This window comes from Moraxella catarrhalis (assembly GCF_001656295.1).
GTDB classification, from domain to species: Bacteria; Pseudomonadota; Gammaproteobacteria; order Pseudomonadales; family Moraxellaceae; genus Moraxella; species Moraxella veridica.
Map to the genome: position 1 here is coordinate 97,639 of NZ_LXHE01000007.1, position 19,125 is coordinate 116,763.

Genomic DNA, 19,125 nt, shown 5'->3' on the forward strand with positions numbered 1-19,125 from the left:
TGCAAATCTAATAATTACCCTTCAATTCATTCTCACAGCGACAAAAGGATAAGCCATGACAATGATCAGTTCCACCACCTATTTGGCAAGCCCTGATGATTTTTCAGACAATTGCGGTTTTGGTTTGATTGCCCATGTAGAAGGCACGCCAAGCCATGATTTGGTCAAAACTGCGATTCACTCGCTAAGCTGTATGACGCATCGCGGCGGTGTGGCTGCCGATGGTCGCACAGGGGACGGCTGCGGTTTATTGATCGCAAAGCCTGACGCATTTTTTCGCGCGGTCGCTGCCGAAAACGGCTTTGATCTGTCAGAAAATTTTGCGGTCGGTACGGTCTTTGTCAATTTGGATCAAGCCAAAGCCAAGCATAGTATGCAAGTCTTAAACGAAGCAATCACAGGCGAAGGCTTGGAAGTGGCAGGCTGGCGAGATGTGCCTATCAATCTTGACATTGTCGGGGATATCGCACGCGAAAGTCTGCCGGATTTTAAGCAAGTCTTTGTCAATGCGCCAAAAGATATGCCTGCTGATGAATTTAATCGGCTATTATTTGTCGCGCGCAAAAAAGCAGAGCTTCAGCTGACCGAAGATGAGCTATTTTATGTGACAGCATTAAACTGTCAGACTGTGATTTATAAAGGTTTGGTGATGCCCAAGGACTTGCCAAACTTTTTTTTGGATCTGCAAGATGATCGCTTAAGCTCACACATTGTGGTATTTCACCAAAGATTTAGCACCAACACCCTGCCACGCTGGAATTTGGCTCAGCCATTTCGTTATCTGGCGCATAATGGCGAGCTAAACACCATCACTGGCAACCGTAATTGGTCAGTGGCGCGCACACCCAAATTAAAATCTGACAAACTGCCCGAGCTACAAGCGCTGGCGCCGCTGGTGAATAGCACAGGCTCTGATTCATCAAGCTTAGATAATATGCTTGAAGTGCTGATGAATGGTGGCATGAGCCTATTTCATGCCATGAGCATTTTGGTACCGCCTGCATGGCAAAATGTCGATAGCATGGATATGGATCTGCGCGCTTTTTATGAATTTTATTCGCCGCACATGGAAGCATGGGATGGTCCGGCAGGCTTGGTAATCCAAGATGGTCGCTATGCAGTGTGTATGCTGGATCGAAATGGTCTGCGCCCTTCAAGATGGGTCACCACCAAAAATGGCTACATCACGGTGGCATCTGAGGTAGGCACATGGGATTATACCCCTGATGATGTCTTGGCAAAAGGTCGCATCGGTCCAGGTCAGATGCTGGTCATCGATACCTATAGCGGTCAGATCATGGATACCAAAACCATCGCCACCATTTTGAAAAAAGCCCATCCTTATCGCAAGTGGCTGCGCGAAAATGCCATGCGCATCCGCGACAATCAAGCCATCGAGCTATCACTGGCATCCGCCACCAAAGACACAGAGCATCTGGCAGCACTACAAAAGATGTTCCATATCACCAGCGAGGAGCGCACCGAGATCATCCGCCCTGCCGCCAAAAACGCTCAAGAAGCGGTCGGCTCTATGGGAGATGATACGCCGATGGCGGTGCTCTCACGCCAAATTCGCCATGTGGCTGACTTTTTTAGACAACAATTTGCACAGGTGACCAATCCACCGATTGATCCTTTGCGTGAATCGATTGTGATGAGTCTTCAAACTTGCCTAGGCGCCCAAACGGATGTCTTCAACCCTACCTCAAAAGACGCACACCGAATCATCTTATCATCGCCGATCCTATCAGCCAGTAAGATGCAGCAAATCGAAGCCACTCAAGACCCTGCTTTTTTGAGCCAAAGAATCGACCTTAACTATGACGACAGCCTAAGCCTAAAACAAGCCATCAATAACATCTGCCAAGAAGTCGTGGCTGCCATCAAGCAAGGCTACACTTTGATCATCTTATCCGACAAAAACATCAAAAAAGACAAAGTGCCTGCTAATGCCGTTTTGGTGACTGGCGCTGTGCATCATCACTTGATCCAACAAGGCTTGCGCGCCGATGCCAATTTGATCATCGAAACAGGTCTGGTGCGTGATCCGCATCACGCCGCTGTCTTGATCGGTTTTGGGGCGACGTGTATTTATCCGTATTTGACTTATGAAGTGATTGATCACATGGTGGAAATAGGTGAAATCAACACCGATGCCTTGAGTGCGCGCGCCAATTTCCGCAAAAGCTTAGATAAAGGCTTATTAAAAATCCTATCCAAAATGGGCATCTCAACCATCGTCTCTTATCGCGGCGCACAGCTGTTTGAGGCGGTGGGACTGTCGCCTGAGATTGTGGATTTGTGCTTTGTGGGCGTGGCAAGTCGTATCAAAGGCGCTACCTTTGAGGATTTGGCAAATGATCAAGCCATCCTAGCCAAAAATGCCTTTACACGCCGCACGCCATTGGATAAGGGTGGTTTGATTAAATTTGTCTTTGATAAAGAATATCACGCCTTTAATCCAGATGTCGTGCGAGCGCTGCACAGCGCGGTTCGCTCGGGGGATTATCAGGAATATCAAAAATATGCCGACATTGTCAATCATCGCCCTGTGGCGACCATTCGTGATTTGCTCGCTTTAAAAACTGGCGGCGAGATTGATCTTGATGAAGTCGAAGGCATCAAGTCCATCCTGCCGCGTTTTGACTCGGCGGGGATGTCTTTGGGTGCTTTGTCACCTGAGGCGCATGAATCCATCGCGATGGCAATGAACACCATCGGCGGTCGCTCAAACTCAGGAGAAGGCGGCGAAGATCCAGCGCGCTACGGCACGCTCAAAAATTCAAAAATCAAGCAAATTGCTTCGGGTCGATTTGGGGTGACGCCTGCATATCTGCGCTCTGCTGAAGTGCTGCAAATCAAAATCGCTCAAGGTGCAAAACCTGGTGAAGGTGGTCAGCTGCCTGGCGGCAAGGTCAATGATCTGATCGCACGCCTGCGCTATTCGGTGCCTGGGGTGACTTTGATTTCACCGCCGCCGCATCATGATATTTATTCCATCGAAGATTTGGCGCAGCTGATTTTTGATCTAAAACAAGTCAATCCCGGCGCTTTGGTTTCGGTCAAGTTGGTCTCACGCCCTGGCGTTGGCACCATTGCTACTGGCGTGGCTAAGGCTTATGCAGACTTAATCACCATCTCAGGCTATGATGGCGGTACAGCAGCATCGCCTTTATCATCAATTCATTATGCAGGCTCGCCTTGGGAGCTGGGCTTGGCAGAAGCGCATCAGTCCCTGCGCGTCAATGGTCTGCGTGATAAAGTACGCATTCAGACAGACGGTGGTCTCAAAACAGGTCTTGATGTCGTCAAAGCTGCCATTTTGGGTGCCGAAAGCTTTGGCTTTGGTACCGCCCCGATGCTGGCTGTAGGCTGTAAGTATCTGCGAATTTGCCATCTGAATAACTGCCCAACCGGTGTCGCCACACAGCGCATTGATTTGCGTGATGAGCATTACATCGGTGAGGTGGATATGCTGATTAATTTCTTTAAATTTGTGGCGATGGAGACGCGTCACTGGATGGCGAAACTGGGCGTGCGCACGCTGGAGGAGCTGGTTGGTCGCACTGATTTATTGGACATCTTAGAAGGTCAAACCCCCAAACAGCAGCATCTGGATCTGACGCCGCTTTTGTACAGCCACCCACGAGCAGCAGGCGCACCGCATACGTGTCAAGTGCCAAGCAATGTGCCGTTTGATCAAGGCATCTTAGCTGAGCGTATGGTCAGCGATATGGCGATCAGCATCAAAAAAGGCTATGGCGGTGAATACAGCTACCGCATCAGCAACTGCGATCGCTCTATCGGCGCACGTATCTCTGGTGAGATTGCTGCTATTTGGGGCAATCTGGGCATGAGCGATAAGCCCATCAAGTTACATCTGACTGGTACGGCTGGTCAGTCATTAGGCGTATGGAATGCAGGCGGTCTGAACATTGAGCTAGAAGGTGACGCCAACGACTATGTCGGCAAAGGCATGGCAGGCGGTGAGATTGTCATTTATCCACCCAAAAACATCCACATCAACACCGCCGATTCTGCCATCATTGGCAATACTTGTCTGTATGGCGCAACTGGCGGCGCTCTGTATGCTGCCGGGACAGCAGGCGAGAGATTTGCGGTGCGCAATTCAGGCAGCCATGCCGTCGTCGAAGGGGCAGGCGACCACTGCTGTGAGTACATGACAGGCGGCGTGGTGACTGTCCTTGGTAAAACAGGCTTAAACTTTGGGGCAGGCATGACTGGCGGCTTTGCGTATGTGCTGGATATGCAAGGTGATTTCTTTGATCGCTGCAACCACGAGCTCATCGATTTACATCGCATCTCAAGCGAGCAGACCGAAGAGCATCGCATTTATTTGCGCAAAATCATTGAAACCCATGTTGAAAAAACTGACAGCGCATGGGGCAAGACCATCTTAAGTGATTTTGAGCATTATGTGCGCAAATTTTATTTGGTTAAGCCAAAAGCCGCCAATATCGCCACGCTGCTCAAAAGCACTTTGGCTGATCCACAATAAGAAAGAAAATGACAGGCATTGTCGGCAGATACCCATCAATGCCCAATAAGGAGATTACCATGACAGCTCGTTTACACAATGATTTTCAGTTTTTGGAGGTGGCGCGCAGCGATCCTGCCAAAAAATCACTCGAAACTCGCAAAACCAAATTTATTGAGATTTATAAGCCTTTTGATCACAATTCCGCCGCTCAGCAGGCACATCGCTGTCTGGAGTGCGGTAATCCATACTGTGAATGGAAATGCCCTGTGCATAATTATATCCCCAATTGGCTTAAGCTTGCTAGTGAAGGGCTGATCGAGCAAGCGGCTGAGCTGTGCCATACAACCAATACCCTGCCTGAAGTCTGCGGACGCGTCTGCCCCCAAGATCGGCTCTGCGAAGGGGCATGTACGCTCAATGACGGCTTTGGGGCGGTGACGATCGGCAATGTCGAAAAATACATCAATGACACCGCCTTTGAGCGCGGCTGGCGACCTGACATGAGCAATGTGGTCTGGACAGGCAAGCGTGTCGCGGTAATTGGTGCTGGACCTGCAGGTCTTGGCTGTGCTGATATTTTGGTGAGAAATGGCGTGCGTCCTGTGGTATTTGATAAGCGTCCTGAGATTGGCGGGCTACTCACCTTTGGCATTCCTGAATTTAAGATGGAAAAACAGGTCATGAAGCGCCGCCGAGAGATTTTTAGCGATATGGGTATTGAATTTCGCCTAAATACCGAGATTGGTAAAGACATCACGATTGATGAGGTTTTGGCTGAATATGATGCGGTGTTCATGGGCATGGGGACTTATACCTATATGCGCGGCGGCTTTGCTGGCGAAGACTTAGATGGCGTGTATGATGCGCTGGATTTTTTGATTGGCAATGTTAACGAATGCCACGGCTGGGAAAGTGACAATGAGCCTTATGTCAACCTAAAAGATAAACGCGTCGTCGTGCTTGGCGGCGGTGATACCGCCATGGACTGTAATCGCACCAGTATCCGTCAGCAAGCCGCTTCGGTGACTTGCGCCTACCGCCGTGACGAAGACAGCATGCCAGGCTCAAAGCGCGAAGTGACCAACGCCCGAGAAGAAGGCGTGCAATTTCTGTTCAATCGTCAGCCAGTTGAAATCATCGGCGAAAACGGCAAAGTTACAGGTGTCAAAGTCGTCACCACCGCTTTGGGTGAGCCTGATGCCAATGGACGCAAATCCGCCATCGTGGTCGAAGGCTCTGAAGAGATTTTGGCTGCTGATGCTGTCGTGCTTGCGTTTGGTTTTCGCCCAAGCCCTGCTGATTGGTTTGGCGATCAAGGCATAGATATGCATGCTGACGGACGCGTGATCGCTCCAGAACAACAACCTTTTAAATTCCAAACCAGTCATCCAAAAATCTTTGCTGGCGGTGATATGGTACGGGGATCAGACTTAGTCGTCACCGCCATTTGGGAGGGTCGTGAGGCTGCCAAGGGGATTTTGGATTTTTTGGAAGTTTGATAATTTAAAAAAATCGCCGCTTATGTCATCACTAAGCGGCGATTTTTATTTATTAATTGAAATTTGGCTTTCGTTTTTCTTTAAAGGCAAGAACTGCTTCTTTGCATTCTGGCGACTGCACATGCCGCATAAAAATTTCAGCCTCATCATCGATGCATTGAATGATGCGCCCCAAATCATGCTTTAAAAGTTGCTTGGTTTGGCGTACAGTTTTATGAGGCATATTGGCGATTTTTTGGGCTTGGGAATACGCGTAGTCATAGACATCAGCCTCATCAGGCAAGGCATTGATCAATCCTAATTTTTCGGCTTTTTGGCGATCAAATCTTTGGGCGGTGTATAACAGCTCACAGGTCTCCACATAGCCGATACGCTCCACCATCAGCTGAGTGGCTGCTCCTTCGGGCGTCACGCCAAGCCCCAAAAAGGGCATCTGAAATACCGCCGTATCATCAGCATAAGCCATATCCACATGAAGTAGCAGCGTCACCCCAATCCCAATCGCTGCACCTTTAATCGCCAAAATAATCGGCTTGCCAAACCCCGCTACCGTCTTTAGAAGGCGAAACGGCGGCAGATCCCCTGCCTTAATTTTCTCAAGATCGTACTCAAAAAACTTAATAAAATCGCCCATGTCATTGCCAGCGCTGAAGTCATCTCCTGCACCGCGCAGCACCACAGCCTTGATTTGGTCATCTTCCTCTGCAGCGATCAGCGCATCACAAATGGCATGATATAACTCAGAGTATAGCGCATTTTTAGCTTTAGGGCGGTTGATGGCAAGCACCAAAACGCCATGCTCTAGGCTTGACTGAAGCTCAGGATGCGAGACTTCTCTATAAATCGTCATAAGGATATTCCTTGTAATTATGAAATGGTTTTGATTGTTGCACTCTGACAGTTTGGCTAACATTATAACAATGATAAAGCCGATCTGAGCATATCTTTGATTGGATTAGTATATTGCATTTTTTGAAAGTTGAATAGGCTATTATTATTTTAGGGACTGTATTAGATTAAAATGCAATCTAATACAGTCCCTAAAACTTATTACCATTTCAATGTCAAAGATGATGCAAGCCAAACTTATCTTAAACCTGCCAGCTTTTGGCACATATCCAAAAGCCGATTGGCATAGCCCCATTCATTATCATACCAAGCATAAATCTTGGCAAGCTCACCTGCCATCATCAGCTGCTGACCATCAATGACCAAAGAGTGGCTATCACCGATAAAATCACTAGACACCAAAGGCTCATCACAATAATCCATGATGCCAAAAAGATGCTCTTGGCTTGCTGTCATCAGCGCATCTTTAATCTCATCTAGCCGAACCGCTTGCGCAAATTTGACAGTCAGATCAATCGCTGCGACATTGATGGTGGGAACTCGGATGGAGTGTCCGTTGATTTTACCGCGCATCAGAGGCAGGACGCGTTCGGTGGCATTGATACTACTGGATGTGGTGGGAATGATATTATGACCGCTGGCTCTGGCGCGGCGAAAGTCGCGATGCGCTTGATCAAGCACGCTTTGGTCTGCTGTTACGGCATGAATCTCGGTCATCATAGCACTTTGGATGCCAAATTTGTCATCAAGTACAGATAATAGAGGTACTAAAGCTTGTGTCGTACAAGACACCCCTGAGATAATTGGTAAATCAGCATGAAGCTTGTGATCATTTACCCCAATGACAATACTGGCATCAACACGATCAAATGGTGCCGCACCAATAATCACTTGCTTTGCTCCCGCTGTGCGATGGCGATTGGCATCGGCATAGGAACGAAATTGACCTGTGCACTCCAGCACAACATCAACATTCAGATCTGCCCAAGGCAAATGCTTTGGCTCATCACAGCTTAGCAAAAGAATGTGGCGTGACGACCCACCTTTTATGATCGTCAAATATGAGTTATCTTGATTGGTTGTTAATGAAACCTGTGCTGCATTATGATCGCCTTGATCAAAACGCCCATGCGTGCTGTCAAATTTTAATAAATGCAAAAGTATTTGGTTATCGGCAACATCATTAATGGCGACAATTTCAATATGACCAAAAGTACTTAACTGTTGCAGATAAGCTCGAAGTACATTACGCCCAATGCGACCAAAACCATTGATCGCCAAGCGTAATTTTGGTACATTTGCTTGATGGTGTGAGTTATTTGGTATCATAATCAGCATCCATCTTTGAGGTATCAATATACGCCAAAGCCAAGCGTATTTCATTATAGCTGTACTTCTCACGAAGTTCATCGTAAATGGGCTTAATTTTAAACCCATCGGCAAATTCGCCTTGAGCATCCAAATGACGCATCGCATCTTTAATATTAGCGATTGTCTCATCAGTTGGACGATAAGCTTCGATGGCATCAGTGCCCATAATTTTACCAATATCTGCCACATGATTGATGATGGTTGAAACAGCCAAACTACGCTTAGCGGCAATCTTGTCTAAATCCATCTTTTGCTGAATGAGTTCATAAGTTTCATTGACGGTGCTGGTCAGTCCATTGGCTTGGATTTGTCCTGCTTTAGTTTGATTTTGTGCTTTTGTTTTTTGACCAAGCACGCCTTGCTTTTTGAGTGCTCGATATTTTTGGTTGGCGGCGATGACCTCAGGATTGGTTGTACCACCACACGCATGAATAAAGGCATCATAAATTTTGGCAAGCATCGATTCATCAAACAATTCAAACGCTTTGGCATGCTCAAAAGACAGCTCAATAAATCGCTGATCAATGCGTTGCACCCATTCATCCAGCAATAAACTTTTGATATTAAAACCCAGCAGTTTTAGCCCATCTAATGACCGTAAGCGAGAAAGTGCGACATAGCCTTGCCCCATCTCAAAGGTCTTAGATAAATCAATTTCGGCAGCGTCTAAAGTCATGCCTTGGGACTTATGCACTGTGATTGCCCAAGCCAAACATAAAGGCACTTGGGTATAACTTGCCAATACAGTGCCGTCCTTATCCTCCACCATCCACTCTTCAGGCTCTGCGGCAACTTCTCCACCAGTATTGAGCCGAACCAAAGGATAGGCGGTTTCAGAGATGTCAGCATCAGTAGCTTTATAGGCTTTACCTGATACGCCAATAAAGCCAACCACTTCGCCCATCGTGCCATTATACACACCCAAAAGGGGTAAATTTTTGACAAACATGACCTTAGCACCAATCGCAACCGTCAGTTCATCAGGGGCACGCACACTCTTTGACAGTGATTCTTGCAAGGGTTTTTCACCCATTTTAGCAGCACGATAAGTTATGGTCTTGGCAGTCAATTCATTGAGCTGCGTTTGATTGATGACATCCACATCAGCATTATGCGTATAAAGTCTGGTGCGGTTCAAGTCAATAGTATGATTTTGGGTGGATGTCAGGATATTAATCGCCTGCTGTGTCACCGATTGGCGACGGATTTGATTTAAAATATCGTTCAAAGATAAGCCAAAACGCTGTTTTTCATCCGTGCCTGTTTGGCGGTGCTGCTCGGTGAGATAACAAATTTGAAATTTACACTCACGCCAAGCCTGCGACATAAAGGCGTATTTTTCTTTTGATGTTTCACCCTTATCGCCAATTGGTGGCAGCTGAAAAAAATCACCCGAAAAAATTACCTGAACACCCCCAAAAGGCATCTCATTTTTTCGAAAATGCTTTAAAACTTGATTGATTGTATCAACTTGCTTGCTGTGAAGCATTGAGATTTCGTCGATGATGAGTACCTTGGTGTTTTTGATGCGTTCAAGATATTCATCACGGGCGGCAAGCCTTTGAAGATTGACTTTCTCAAACTCATTTTGGATGCCAATGCCCGACCACGCATGAACTGTCATACCATTCATGTGCGTTGATGCGATACCAGTGCTGGCTGTGACTGCGACAGGGATTTGTCGCACTCGCAAATATTCAATGTACTGATTGAGTACATAGGTTTTTCCTGCACCTGCTTGACCTGTCAAAAAAACATTTTGCCCTGTCTTTAAAATCGCAAGGGCGGTCTCTTGTTTCATAGCGTCAACTTGATTTATTGTATTTGATTAAGTTTTTGGAGCATTTGTCTTATGCCCCCATGATATCAGCTCACCCATGACCAAAAGCACACTAACAGATGTTTGGTCATGGGTCTGATAAGTGTACAATCATTCAGGCTTAAAGCTGTCTTTTAAGCTTACGATTTGATTAAATACGGGTAAAGATTGAGTATGCTCAACACTGTCGGCGATAAAATAGCTTTCACGCTCAAACTGAAACCGCTCGCCAGCCGCTGCTTTTGCTAAATCAGGCTCAACCACCGCTTGATATACAGTCAATGAATTTGGGTTAAGATGTCTGTCAATCCAAAACGCATCAGCATCAGCATTATCCCCTAAAACATTCTGTGCCAAAGACGCATCAATTTCATCTTCTTCTAACAATAAATGGTCGTATAAACGCACTAAAGCTGCAACGCCATGAGTGGCAGAAACCCAATGGATAACGCCTTTGACTTTACGACCTTCAGGATTATTACCCAATGTATGTTCATCAATCGTTGCAATCAATTCAATTACATTGCCTGCATCATCCGTCTTATACTCATTGACTTTTAGGATATAGCTGTTACGCAGGCGAATCTCTGGATTATTTGGTGATAGACGCTTATAGCCTGCTGGTGGCTCAATCTCATAATCGGTGGCGTCAATATAGATGGTTTTGGTAAAAGGAATTTGACGCTCCCCCATATCTAACTGCGGATGCTTCGGCTGAGTTAGCCAAAGTACTTCGCCATCAAATTCTGCCACCGTTTTTTCATTTTTAAGCTCATTAAATTTAGCAACAGCATCATCAAAATTTGTGATGGTCACCTTTAAAGGACGCAAAACTGCCATGCCTCGAGCGGTCGTCTCCTCAAGCGACTTACGCACGCTAAATTCAAGCATACGATGATCCACCAGCCCCTCAGATTTGGTGATGCCTATGCGTTCACAAAAATCTCTCAAGCCTTCGGGTGTATAGCCTCGGCGACGCATACCTGCCACAGTTGGCATACGAGGATCATCCCAACCTGACACCACGCCCATATCTACCAAGCGTTTGAGCTTACGCTTTGAGGTTAGGGTGTGGTCAATATTTAGGCGGCTAAATTCATACTGGCGTGGCGGCACATCAAAGCCAACTTTTTGCACCACCCAATCATAAAATGGGCGATGATCTTCAAATTCAAGCGTACATAAAGAGTGTGTAATGCCTTCATAAGCATCAGATAATGGATGTGCAAAATCATACATCGGATAAATACACCATTTATCACCCGTTTGATGGTGGTGAGCATGCATAACACGATAAATCACAGGATCACGCATATTAAGATTAGGGTGTGTCATATCAATTTTAGCACGCAATACCGCTTCACCATCAGCAAACTTACCTTGTCGCATATCCTCAAATCGAGCCAAATTCTTCTCAATACTGGCATCACGCTGTGGTGATGGCACACCGACCTCAGTAAACGAGCCACGATTGGCACGGATTTCATCAATACTTTGTAAATCCACATACGCATCGCCTTGTTTGATTAATTGGACTGCCCAGCCATACAATTCATCAAAATAGCTCGATGCATAGCGTACATCGCCTGCCCATTCAAACCCAAGCCATCTGACATCTTCTTTAATGCCATCAACAAAATCTTGTTTTTCGGCGGTAGGGTTGGTATCATCAAATCTTAAATTGCACGCACCACCAAATTCATTTGCCACGCCAAAATTTAGGCAAATCGATTTCACATGTCCAATGTGTAAATATCCGTTTGGCTCAGGGGGGAAGCGTGTCAAAATGCTGTCATGCTTACCCGATGCCAAGTCATCACGGATAATTGTGCGAATAAAATCATTTTTTTCGGTTGGTTGTGTACTCATAATTCATTGTCCATGGTGATCAGTTTTAAATGTCATAATTGGATTATTTTAGCATAATTTTGGGTCTTTCAGCATGATTTTATTCATCTAAAGCACCCAAAAAATCAGTACAGCCTTTAAATTTGCACAAGCACACCCCATAAATTTTATGCTATAATAAGCAAAATTTAATCCCATTCATTGATATTTATAAGGATACTTTATGGATATGCCTGTTGTCGAATTTGATACGACTTTTGGTCAAATTAAAATTGAACTTAATGCCGAAAAAGCACCCGTCACGGTTGCCAATTTTTTGGATTATGTGGAGTCGGGTCATTATGACGGTCTAATTTTTCATCGTGTGATTGATGGCTTTATGATTCAAGGTGGTGGTATGGATGCACAAATGAACGAAAAACGCACTGGCACGCCAATCAAAAATGAAGCAGATAATGGATTAAAAAATACTGTCGGTAGCATTGCCATGGCACGAACTTCCGACCCACATTCTGCTACCGCACAATTTTTTATCAATGTCAAAGATAATGACTTTTTAAACCATTCAAGCCCAACACCACAAGGTTGGGGCTATACTGTTTTTGGTCAAGTGATTGATGGTATGGATGTGGTGAATCAAATCAAAGGCGTGCCAACTGGTCGCTTTGGGTATCATGCCGATGTACCCAATAAGCCTATCGTTATCAACAGTGCCAAAGTGATTAATCAATGATATGCTAAACGCTGATTATTTTTTTACCACAAAACCGTCTGACATTCAGGCGGTTTTTGTTAGTGATTTGCACTTATCGCCAATGATACCAAGACTAACCAAGGCATTTGTTCATCTGCTCGAAGACCTAAAAAATTTACCCAATCTCAACGCATTGTATCTTTTGGGGGACTGGCTGGATGCATGGCTTGGTGATGACACCTACACACGGTTATCAGACGACCAAAAAGCCATACATTGGCTACACCCTGTCATTACAGCACTCAACGCCTTGGCAAATAATCATATACAAATCCTTGTGATGCGTGGCAATCGTGATTTTATGATTCGCCAAACACTGTGTGATACTTTTAAAGGTGCACTCATTCAAGAACCCTATCCCATCAACACGACCAAACACCGCATTCGCTTGGAGCATGGCGATGCGTTATGCACAGATGATACAAGCTATCAGCGTTATCGTGCCATCATCAATCACCCGATGACAAGAATGGTTTTAAATCAATTGCCCTTATCACTGCGTAAAAAGCTGGCGAATCATATCCAAAATCACTCACGCCACCAAAAATCTCATAAACCACCAAAGATCATGAATGTGAGCTCATCAGCGGTTGATGCAGCCATGACAGATTGCGATATTTTATTGCATGGGCATACACATCGCCCAAATGTACATCATCATGGTCGCAAAATACGCATTGTTTTGGGTGATTGGCGTGATGATGGTCGTCACATTCATGCCGAAATTGGATTGATGATTGGTGAAGATCTACAGCTTGCACGATTTAAGCATGGTTAAACTTTTAACAGTGTGAATAAAAAAGAGCATAAAATAAATATACGCTCTTTTTTATTGATGCTAAGCAAAATAAGTAGTAATATTAGCGAGCTTTTTTACCAGCTTCTACCTGAATGTCAATACGAACATCTTTAGGCATGCCCATATCTACCAAATAATTCATGCCCCATTTGGTGCGGTCAATCTTTGTCGTAAAATCGCCACCACAGACCTCAGTATTTAACATTGGGCTTTGATAACAGTTAAATTTAGTCGCTGTTAAAGTAACAGGATGCGTTTTACCAAGCAAAGTTAAATGACCTGACACTGATTGTAACTGACGATTTTTGCCCGTCCCTTTGAAATGAAATTTATTTGACACAAAACGCATGGTTGGATGCTGCTCAATATTGAACAAATCAGCCCCTTTTAGGTGTTGTGTGAATAGTGATGAAGACGCATTTAGGCTGCTAACTGGGATGCTGATATCAATCGAGCCTTTGCCTGCTGCACGGTCAAACTGCATCAAACCTGATAACTCATAAAAGCCTGCCACATTGGTTGAGGTGCCAAAATGGTCAATGCTAAAACGCGCATTGGTGTGATAAGGATCAAGCTCATAAGTCGCTGCGTTAGCAAAACCCGCCACCGCCAATAATGCGATTAAAGATAATCTTTTCATAACATACTCCATATGGTTATTAATCAATTAAATGGGCTAAATTTAATATGATTTATTAAATAATATCTAAATAAACAATATTTAAATAAGCTTAAAGCAAATTGCAAATTTCACTTACCATCTTAACCAAAATCATATCGAATAACAAGTATTACTTTGGTGAAAAAATTGTTGCCAAATCTGCAAATATTTACCAAAAAATAATATTTCAGAATGGGCTATTGGTTAGTCATTGCCTTGGCAACCATCTATTAATTACATGGTCTAAATTCCCTGAAAGCTTTTCTAAATATAAGAATTGATCAACATAAGCTTTAAAACGAAAATCATCATTTGGGATCAACCAGCCATTTTGTGCTGGTTTTAAAGGCTTATCAGGATTAACCCCACAAAGCACACCTTTATATTCATGCGTTTTAACAATTGCCTCAGCTGCTTCTGTAACAAAAACATCAGCGTGTCCTGCAGCTACCTCATCAAAAATAGTTAAATTTTCTGGGTGCATTGTCAACTTAGCATTTGTTAGTACAGTACGAGCAAAATTTTCATTACTACCTCCAGGATTTGCAACTATACGAACATGGGACTGATTGATTGCATCAATAGTCTGATATTTAGCAACATCCTCGCAGCGAACCAACGGGGTCTTACCATTTGTAAAATAAGGTTGTGTAAATAGTGCTTTTTGCTGCCTGGGAAGTGTTATTGATATACCTCCCACACCGATATCACATTTACCAGAAGTAAAATCTGTCATTAAATTTGACCAGGTTGTCTTAATAATTAACACCTTAGCATCCATACTTTTTGCTAGTAAATCTATTAAATCATTATCAATCCCTTCAAATTTTCCTCCATTGTCAAAACTAAAAGGCTTATAATCCCCAGGTGAACAAACACGCAACTGCTTAGTATTCATCACTCTTTCTAGAGTATCGCTATTTTTTTCAGCACTAGATGTCATAGCCATAACAGATTGACTTGTTAGAAGTCCTATTAATGAAAATATTGATAAAGTCTTACGTCCTAACATTTATGATATCCCTTAAAAAAGTTCATAGAAGTTCTTATTCACTTAGTTGCTAAGGCTAATTAAAAACCAGAGCAATTATATTTTATAAAATTTTATTAGAAATAAAAATAAATAATATTTTCAATAAGGGGCTGTACTAGAATAACTCTCATGTTATACTAGTTTTATGAAGATAACCCATTGCAAACTCAGTAAAAAAGTACAAAAAAGACTGCTTGAATTTTTTGTACTTGAAGTTACTGCTCGTTCGGCAGCTGATTTGCTACAAATACACCCAAATTCAGCAAATTTATTCTACCATAAAATCAGACTTGTGATAGAATATCATCTTGATCTTGAGGCTAAAGAATTGTTTGATGGCGAAATAGAGCTTGATGAAAGCTATTTTGGCAGTATTCACAAAGGCAAGCGTGGTCGTGGCGCTGGTGGTAAAAAGCTGTCTTCGGTCTTTTAAAACGCAACGGTAAAGCCTTTGTGGTTGTGGTTAAAGACACCAAGACTAACATACTAATGCCTATCATCACAAGCAAAATCAAGCCTGACAGCATTGCCTATACTGATAGCTATCGTAGTTACAATGCTCTTGATGTAAGTGATTTTAAGCATTTTAGAATTAACCATTCCAAAGAATTTGCAAAAGACCATAATCACATCAACGGCATTGAGAATTTCTGGTCGCAAGCCAAGCGTGTTTTAAGAAAGTACAATAGCATTGACAAGAAACACTTTCATCTTTTTATCAAAGAATGTGAGTTTCGTTTTAACTATGGTACACCATCTAATCAGCTTAAAGCATTGAGAAGATGGTGTGGGATTTGGGCTAATCTAGTACAGTCCCTTCAATAATTATATAAATTTGGAATATATTTATAATATTTTTACTCAAAAAGCAGACCATAATAAGCCTGCTTTAAAATCAATCCAGCAATTTAAAAAAATGTGCTTGATAGTGGCGTAACTCTCGAATAGAATCACGGATATCATCAAGTGCCAGATGCGTTCCTGTTTTTTGGTAGCCTGCGGCAATGTCAGGACGCCAACGATAGCATAGCTCTTTGATACTTGAAACATCTAAGTTACGATAGTGAAAATATCGCTCAAGCTTTGGCATTTGGCGTGCTAAAAATCTGCGGTCTTGACAAATAGAATTACCGCACATCGGTGAGATACCCGCATCCACCCATTTGGATAAAAATTCAATCGTCTGTGCTTCGGCATCAAAAAGCGTCACAGTGCTTCGGCGGACACGGTCAATCAGCCCTGATTGCCCGTGCTGGTTTTTATTCCAGTCATCCATGCGGTTTAAAACCACATCACTAACCTTGATGGCTAAAACAGGACCTTCGGCAAGAATGTTCAGATCATCATCAGTAACGATGGTGGCAATCTCAATAATCTCATCGTGCTGCGTATCCAGACCTGTCATTTCTAGGTCAATCCAAATGAGTGCTTTTTTGGCTTTTGCAGAAGGTTTTGGGTGTTGAATTTTAATTTTATCAGTCATAAGTGCATCCTAAGTGATTTCAAGCATTCTATCACAGTACGCCTAAGCCTGCTATAAGCTCTTAAAAATTCAACAAAAATAACGGTGTTTGCGTCGTTTTATCAATAAAAGTTTGCTATAATTTAGGTTTTATCTACACGATAGCCACCTCCATGCCCAAGAATAAGATCAAAGCCTGGTTACCCACGCCCGAAAAATTGCGCCAAAATCGTTTAATTGCGATATTTGCGCCTTTTTTGGCGGATCCTCGACTGTGGCAAATCAATCGCAGCTCGCTGGGTCGAGCGGTTTATGTGGGTGTGTTGGCGGCTTTTTTTCCTTTGCCTGGTCAGATGCCACTTGCATTGATTGGCGCACTGCTCATCCGAGCTAATATTCCGATGGCGATTGCACTGACTTGGATTACCAATCCATTGACTGCCATTCCTGTTTTTTGGTTGGCGTATTCGCTAGGAGCGATATTGCTCGGAGAGCCTACCATTGGGCTTAGGGCGATTGGCATGATCTTAACCGATTTTACCCTTTGGGTGACCGCTGATGGCATTAATCCGCTTAAGGCGCATCGGCATATTTTTTCGTGGCAAGCGATGGTGGTTGGGCTACTTTTATCTGCCATCATCACCAGTATCGTGCTTGGTTTGGCATTTCGCGCTTTTTGGAATTATCGAACTGTCAGAGATTGGCAAGCGCGCCACGGTTACAACGCCAATGCCCCCAAATTCAAACATCAAAAAGGTCATAAAAAGCGTGAACAAGACCTCCAAAAACAAAATCTGCAAAATGAGCACGATCACACAAAAATCGATAAAGGCGATAATTTTTCCATCTAAACAAATACTTTATTATATTGACGCATTGTCATTTAACCAAAGCATAACTTCTCAAAGATCACTCCGCCTAAGCTGCTTTCACTCATTTTAACTTATCGTGCTTACATCTCCACCCATAATCTTTGATTTAGGTGGAGATGTAAGCACTGATGCCCTAATCAGGGCGTTCTTGTTTTTCGATATACTGTCTAATGGTATCAACGGTAGCACCACCAGTCGTTAGCAAACAATACGCCCTAGTCCAAAGTACAGGTTTCCAGTAAAAGTAAGCTAAATGCTTTGCAAATTCCTTTCTCATTAGTCGGCTAGTCACTGTTTTTAGATTATTGATAAACTTACTTGGCATGATATTGGGGTGCATATCAAGCAGTAAATGCACATGATTGACACTAAGATTGACACTAAGTAGGGTTTACGCTAAATTATAACTACATTCACTCAACTAACAAGCCATGCTCAAAGCCTACAAATACAGAATTTATCCAAACCAACAACAAGCCATAGCGTTTGAACAACACTTTGGTTGTGTTCGTTTTGTTTATAATTGGGCATTGGCATTGCAACAACGCTACTATGCCATGTTTGGCAAGTCGTTATCTCGTACCCAAATCCAAAGTCAGCTCGTCAAGAAAAAGAAAACAGGCAAGTTTGCATGGCTAAACGAAGTTAATAGCCAATCGTTACTAAATGCCTTGCTAAATGTCTATACCGCCTTTACCAATTTCTTCAAAAGTCGTACCAAGTTTCCACGCTTTAAATCTAAAAAAATCCCACAGCGAAGTTATCAATGTCCCCAACATTGCACCATAAATTTTAAACAAGGCATCATCAACCTACCCAAAACCAAAGGCATCAAAACCGTATTTAGCCGTGAATTTGTTGGCAATATCAAAACAGTTACCATCACTAAGACAGCCACAGGCAAATACCATGCAAGTATTTTAGTAGAAAACAATGAAGTTGTACCAACACCCACCACAATAGAGCCTAGCCTAACTGTTGGTATTGACTTAGGCATCAGCCACTTACTTAACTTATCAGACGGCAGCAAATTTGATAACCCAAAACATTTAGCCAAAGCCAGTCAAAGACTTGCGATACAACAAAAAATCTTTGCTCGCAAACAAAAACAAAGTAAAAACCATCAAAAGCAAAAGTTAGCCGCCGCTCGTATTCATGAAAAAGTACGCAACCAGCGTTTAGACATACACCACAAAATCACGCATAGCCTCATCTGTGAAAACCAAGCAACAAGCTATGCACTTGAAGATTTGGGTGTCAAAAACATGGTAAAAAACCGAAAACTTGCCAAAGCGATTCATGATGTGGGCTTAGGGCAATTTGTTACCTTGCTTACTTACAAGGCAAATTAGTATGGCAAAAACATTCTAAAAGTAAATCGGTTCTTTGCCAGTTCTAAAATTTGCTCGCATTGTCATCACAAATTAGACAGTCTGCCGTTGTCAGTCAGGCATTGGACGTGTCCTAGCTGTCAAACACAGCATAACCGTGATACCAATGCCGCAAACAATATACGCAAGCAAGCGTTAGCTGATGCACTAGGACTTAGTGTTGTATAAAGAGTTCCCTCAGTATAATACTTATCAGCGTAAGTGTACTGGCGAAAGATAGCAACTCAATCTAAGCTTAGGTTGTTATGGGTCGCAAAGATTCCCCC

Annotated in this window: 14 protein-coding genes and 2 pseudogenes; 8 read left to right on the plus strand and 8 right to left on the minus strand. The window is 43.5% G+C overall.

All coding sequences use genetic code 11. The features are described 5' to 3' along the window. Positions 1–55 precede the first annotated feature (55 nt). Together gltB and AO382_RS04195 are read left to right on the plus strand one after the other, a co-directional pair. Entirely contained in the window at positions 56–4,519 is a 4,464-nt protein-coding gene (gene gltB, locus AO382_RS04190; RefSeq protein ID WP_064618448.1) for a glutamate synthase large subunit, read from the plus strand. A 59-nt stretch (positions 4,520–4,578) separates the two neighbouring features. Next, positions 4,579–6,000 carry an FAD-dependent oxidoreductase gene (locus AO382_RS04195; protein ID WP_064618450.1) on the plus strand — a complete coding sequence of 474 codons (1,422 nt, stop codon included), beginning with the start codon at positions 4,579–4,581 and terminating at the stop codon, positions 5,998–6,000. A 52-nt stretch (positions 6,001–6,052) separates the two neighbouring features. Here the strand turns inward: AO382_RS04195 and AO382_RS04200 are convergent, their stop codons facing one another. The 4 genes from AO382_RS04200 to AO382_RS04215 all read right to left on the minus strand — a co-directional run bounded on the left by AO382_RS04200 (position 6,053) and on the right by AO382_RS04215 (position 11,908). Beyond that, a complete protein-coding gene (locus AO382_RS04200) occupies positions 6,053–6,850 on the minus strand; it encodes an enoyl-CoA hydratase-related protein (protein WP_064618451.1) in 798 nt (265 codons plus the stop codon). Between the two features lie 236 nt (positions 6,851–7,086). Beyond that, positions 7,087–8,178: a type I glyceraldehyde-3-phosphate dehydrogenase gene (locus tag AO382_RS04205; RefSeq protein ID WP_064618453.1), complete on the minus strand. Its 1,092-nt coding sequence runs from the start codon at positions 8,176–8,178 to the stop codon at positions 7,087–7,089. Further along, the gene (locus AO382_RS04210; RefSeq protein WP_258865269.1) at positions 8,165–10,039 is read right to left on the minus strand and encodes a helix-turn-helix domain-containing protein; all 1,875 of its coding nucleotides are present in this window, start codon (positions 10,037–10,039) and stop codon (positions 8,165–8,167) included. The genes AO382_RS04205 and AO382_RS04210 overlap by 14 nt, the downstream gene beginning before the upstream one ends. Positions 10,040–10,150: 111 nt before the next feature. Next, positions 10,151–11,908 carry a glutamine--tRNA ligase/YqeY domain fusion protein gene (locus AO382_RS04215; protein ID WP_064618457.1) on the minus strand — a complete coding sequence of 586 codons (1,758 nt, stop codon included), beginning with the start codon at positions 11,906–11,908 and terminating at the stop codon, positions 10,151–10,153. Between the two features lie 202 nt (positions 11,909–12,110). Between AO382_RS04215 and AO382_RS04220 the strand changes: the two genes are divergently transcribed. Then, the gene (locus AO382_RS04220; protein WP_064618459.1) at positions 12,111–12,620 is read left to right on the plus strand and encodes a peptidylprolyl isomerase; all 510 of its coding nucleotides are present in this window, start codon (positions 12,111–12,113) and stop codon (positions 12,618–12,620) included. 1 nt (position 12,621) lies between these two features. Continuing rightward, positions 12,622–13,419, plus strand: coding sequence for a UDP-2,3-diacylglucosamine diphosphatase (locus AO382_RS04225; RefSeq protein WP_064618461.1), 798 nt, complete (start codon positions 12,622–12,624; stop codon positions 13,417–13,419). Between the two features lie 82 nt (positions 13,420–13,501). Here AO382_RS04225 and AO382_RS04230 read toward each other — a convergent pair whose 3' ends face one another. Continuing rightward, positions 13,502–14,080 (minus strand): YceI family protein, encoded by a 579-nt coding sequence (locus AO382_RS04230; RefSeq protein WP_064618463.1) that lies wholly within the window; start codon positions 14,078–14,080, stop codon positions 13,502–13,504. Positions 14,081–14,309: 229 nt separating this feature from the next. After that, complete coding sequence (locus AO382_RS04235) at positions 14,310–15,113, minus strand: transporter substrate-binding domain-containing protein (protein ID WP_064618465.1); 804 nt, start codon at positions 15,111–15,113, stop codon at positions 14,310–14,312. A 166-nt stretch (positions 15,114–15,279) separates the two neighbouring features. Here AO382_RS04235 and AO382_RS04240 point away from each other — a divergent pair. After that, positions 15,280–15,959, plus strand: a pseudogene (locus tag AO382_RS04240) (IS1595 family transposase). Between the two features lie 70 nt (positions 15,960–16,029). Here AO382_RS04240 and orn read toward each other — a convergent pair. After that, entirely contained in the window at positions 16,030–16,617 is a 588-nt protein-coding gene (orn, locus tag AO382_RS04245; protein ID WP_064618467.1) for an oligoribonuclease, read from the minus strand. A gap of 152 nt (positions 16,618–16,769) precedes the next feature. Here orn and AO382_RS04250 point away from each other — a divergent pair, with 152 nt between their 5' ends. Further along, positions 16,770–17,447: a DUF2062 domain-containing protein gene (locus tag AO382_RS04250; RefSeq protein ID WP_064618469.1), complete on the plus strand. Its 678-nt coding sequence runs from the start codon at positions 16,770–16,772 to the stop codon at positions 17,445–17,447. 154 nt (positions 17,448–17,601) lie between these two features. Here the strand turns inward: AO382_RS04250 and tnpA are convergent. Beyond that, positions 17,602–17,844: pseudogene (gene tnpA / locus AO382_RS11435) on the minus strand (IS200/IS605 family transposase); the annotation flags it as partial. Positions 17,845–17,899: 55 nt separating this feature from the next. On the opposite strand from tnpA, the gene AO382_RS04255 reads away from it, so the two are divergent. Together AO382_RS04255 and AO382_RS11020 are read left to right on the plus strand one after the other, a co-directional pair. Then, positions 17,900–18,820 carry a transposase gene (locus AO382_RS04255; RefSeq protein ID WP_227513622.1) on the plus strand — a complete coding sequence of 307 codons (921 nt, stop codon included), beginning with the start codon at positions 17,900–17,902 and terminating at the stop codon, positions 18,818–18,820. A 12-nt stretch (positions 18,821–18,832) separates the two neighbouring features. Continuing rightward, a complete protein-coding gene (locus AO382_RS11020) occupies positions 18,833–19,027 on the plus strand; it encodes a zinc ribbon domain-containing protein (protein WP_081261310.1) in 195 nt (64 codons plus the stop codon). The last annotated feature ends 98 nt before the right edge of the window (positions 19,028–19,125 follow it).

Coding starts and splice junctions, on each gene's coding strand:
- AO382_RS04195 (WP_064618450.1), top strand. CDS start 4,579: ATGACAGCTCGTTTACACAATGATTTTCAGTTTTTGGAGGTGGCGCGC.
- AO382_RS04225 (WP_064618461.1), top strand. CDS start 12,622: ATGCTAAACGCTGATTATTTTTTTACCACAAAACCGTCTGACATTCAG.
- AO382_RS04250 (WP_064618469.1), top strand. CDS start 16,770: ATGCCCAAGAATAAGATCAAAGCCTGGTTACCCACGCCCGAAAAATTG.
- AO382_RS04255 (WP_227513622.1), top strand. CDS start 17,900: ATGCTCAAAGCCTACAAATACAGAATTTATCCAAACCAACAACAAGCC.
- orn (WP_064618467.1), bottom strand. CDS start 16,617: ATGACTGATAAAATTAAAATTCAACACCCAAAACCTTCTGCAAAAGCC.
- AO382_RS04205 (WP_064618453.1), bottom strand. CDS start 8,178: ATGATACCAAATAACTCACACCATCAAGCAAATGTACCAAAATTACGC.
- AO382_RS04220 (WP_064618459.1), top strand. CDS start 12,111: ATGGATATGCCTGTTGTCGAATTTGATACGACTTTTGGTCAAATTAAA.
- gltB (WP_064618448.1), top strand. CDS start 56: ATGACAATGATCAGTTCCACCACCTATTTGGCAAGCCCTGATGATTTT.
- AO382_RS04215 (WP_064618457.1), bottom strand. CDS start 11,908: ATGAGTACACAACCAACCGAAAAAAATGATTTTATTCGCACAATTATC.
- AO382_RS04200 (WP_064618451.1), bottom strand. CDS start 6,850: ATGACGATTTATAGAGAAGTCTCGCATCCTGAGCTTCAGTCAAGCCTA.
- AO382_RS04235 (WP_064618465.1), bottom strand. CDS start 15,113: ATGTTAGGACGTAAGACTTTATCAATATTTTCATTAATAGGACTTCTA.
- AO382_RS04230 (WP_064618463.1), bottom strand. CDS start 14,080: ATGAAAAGATTATCTTTAATCGCATTATTGGCGGTGGCGGGTTTTGCT.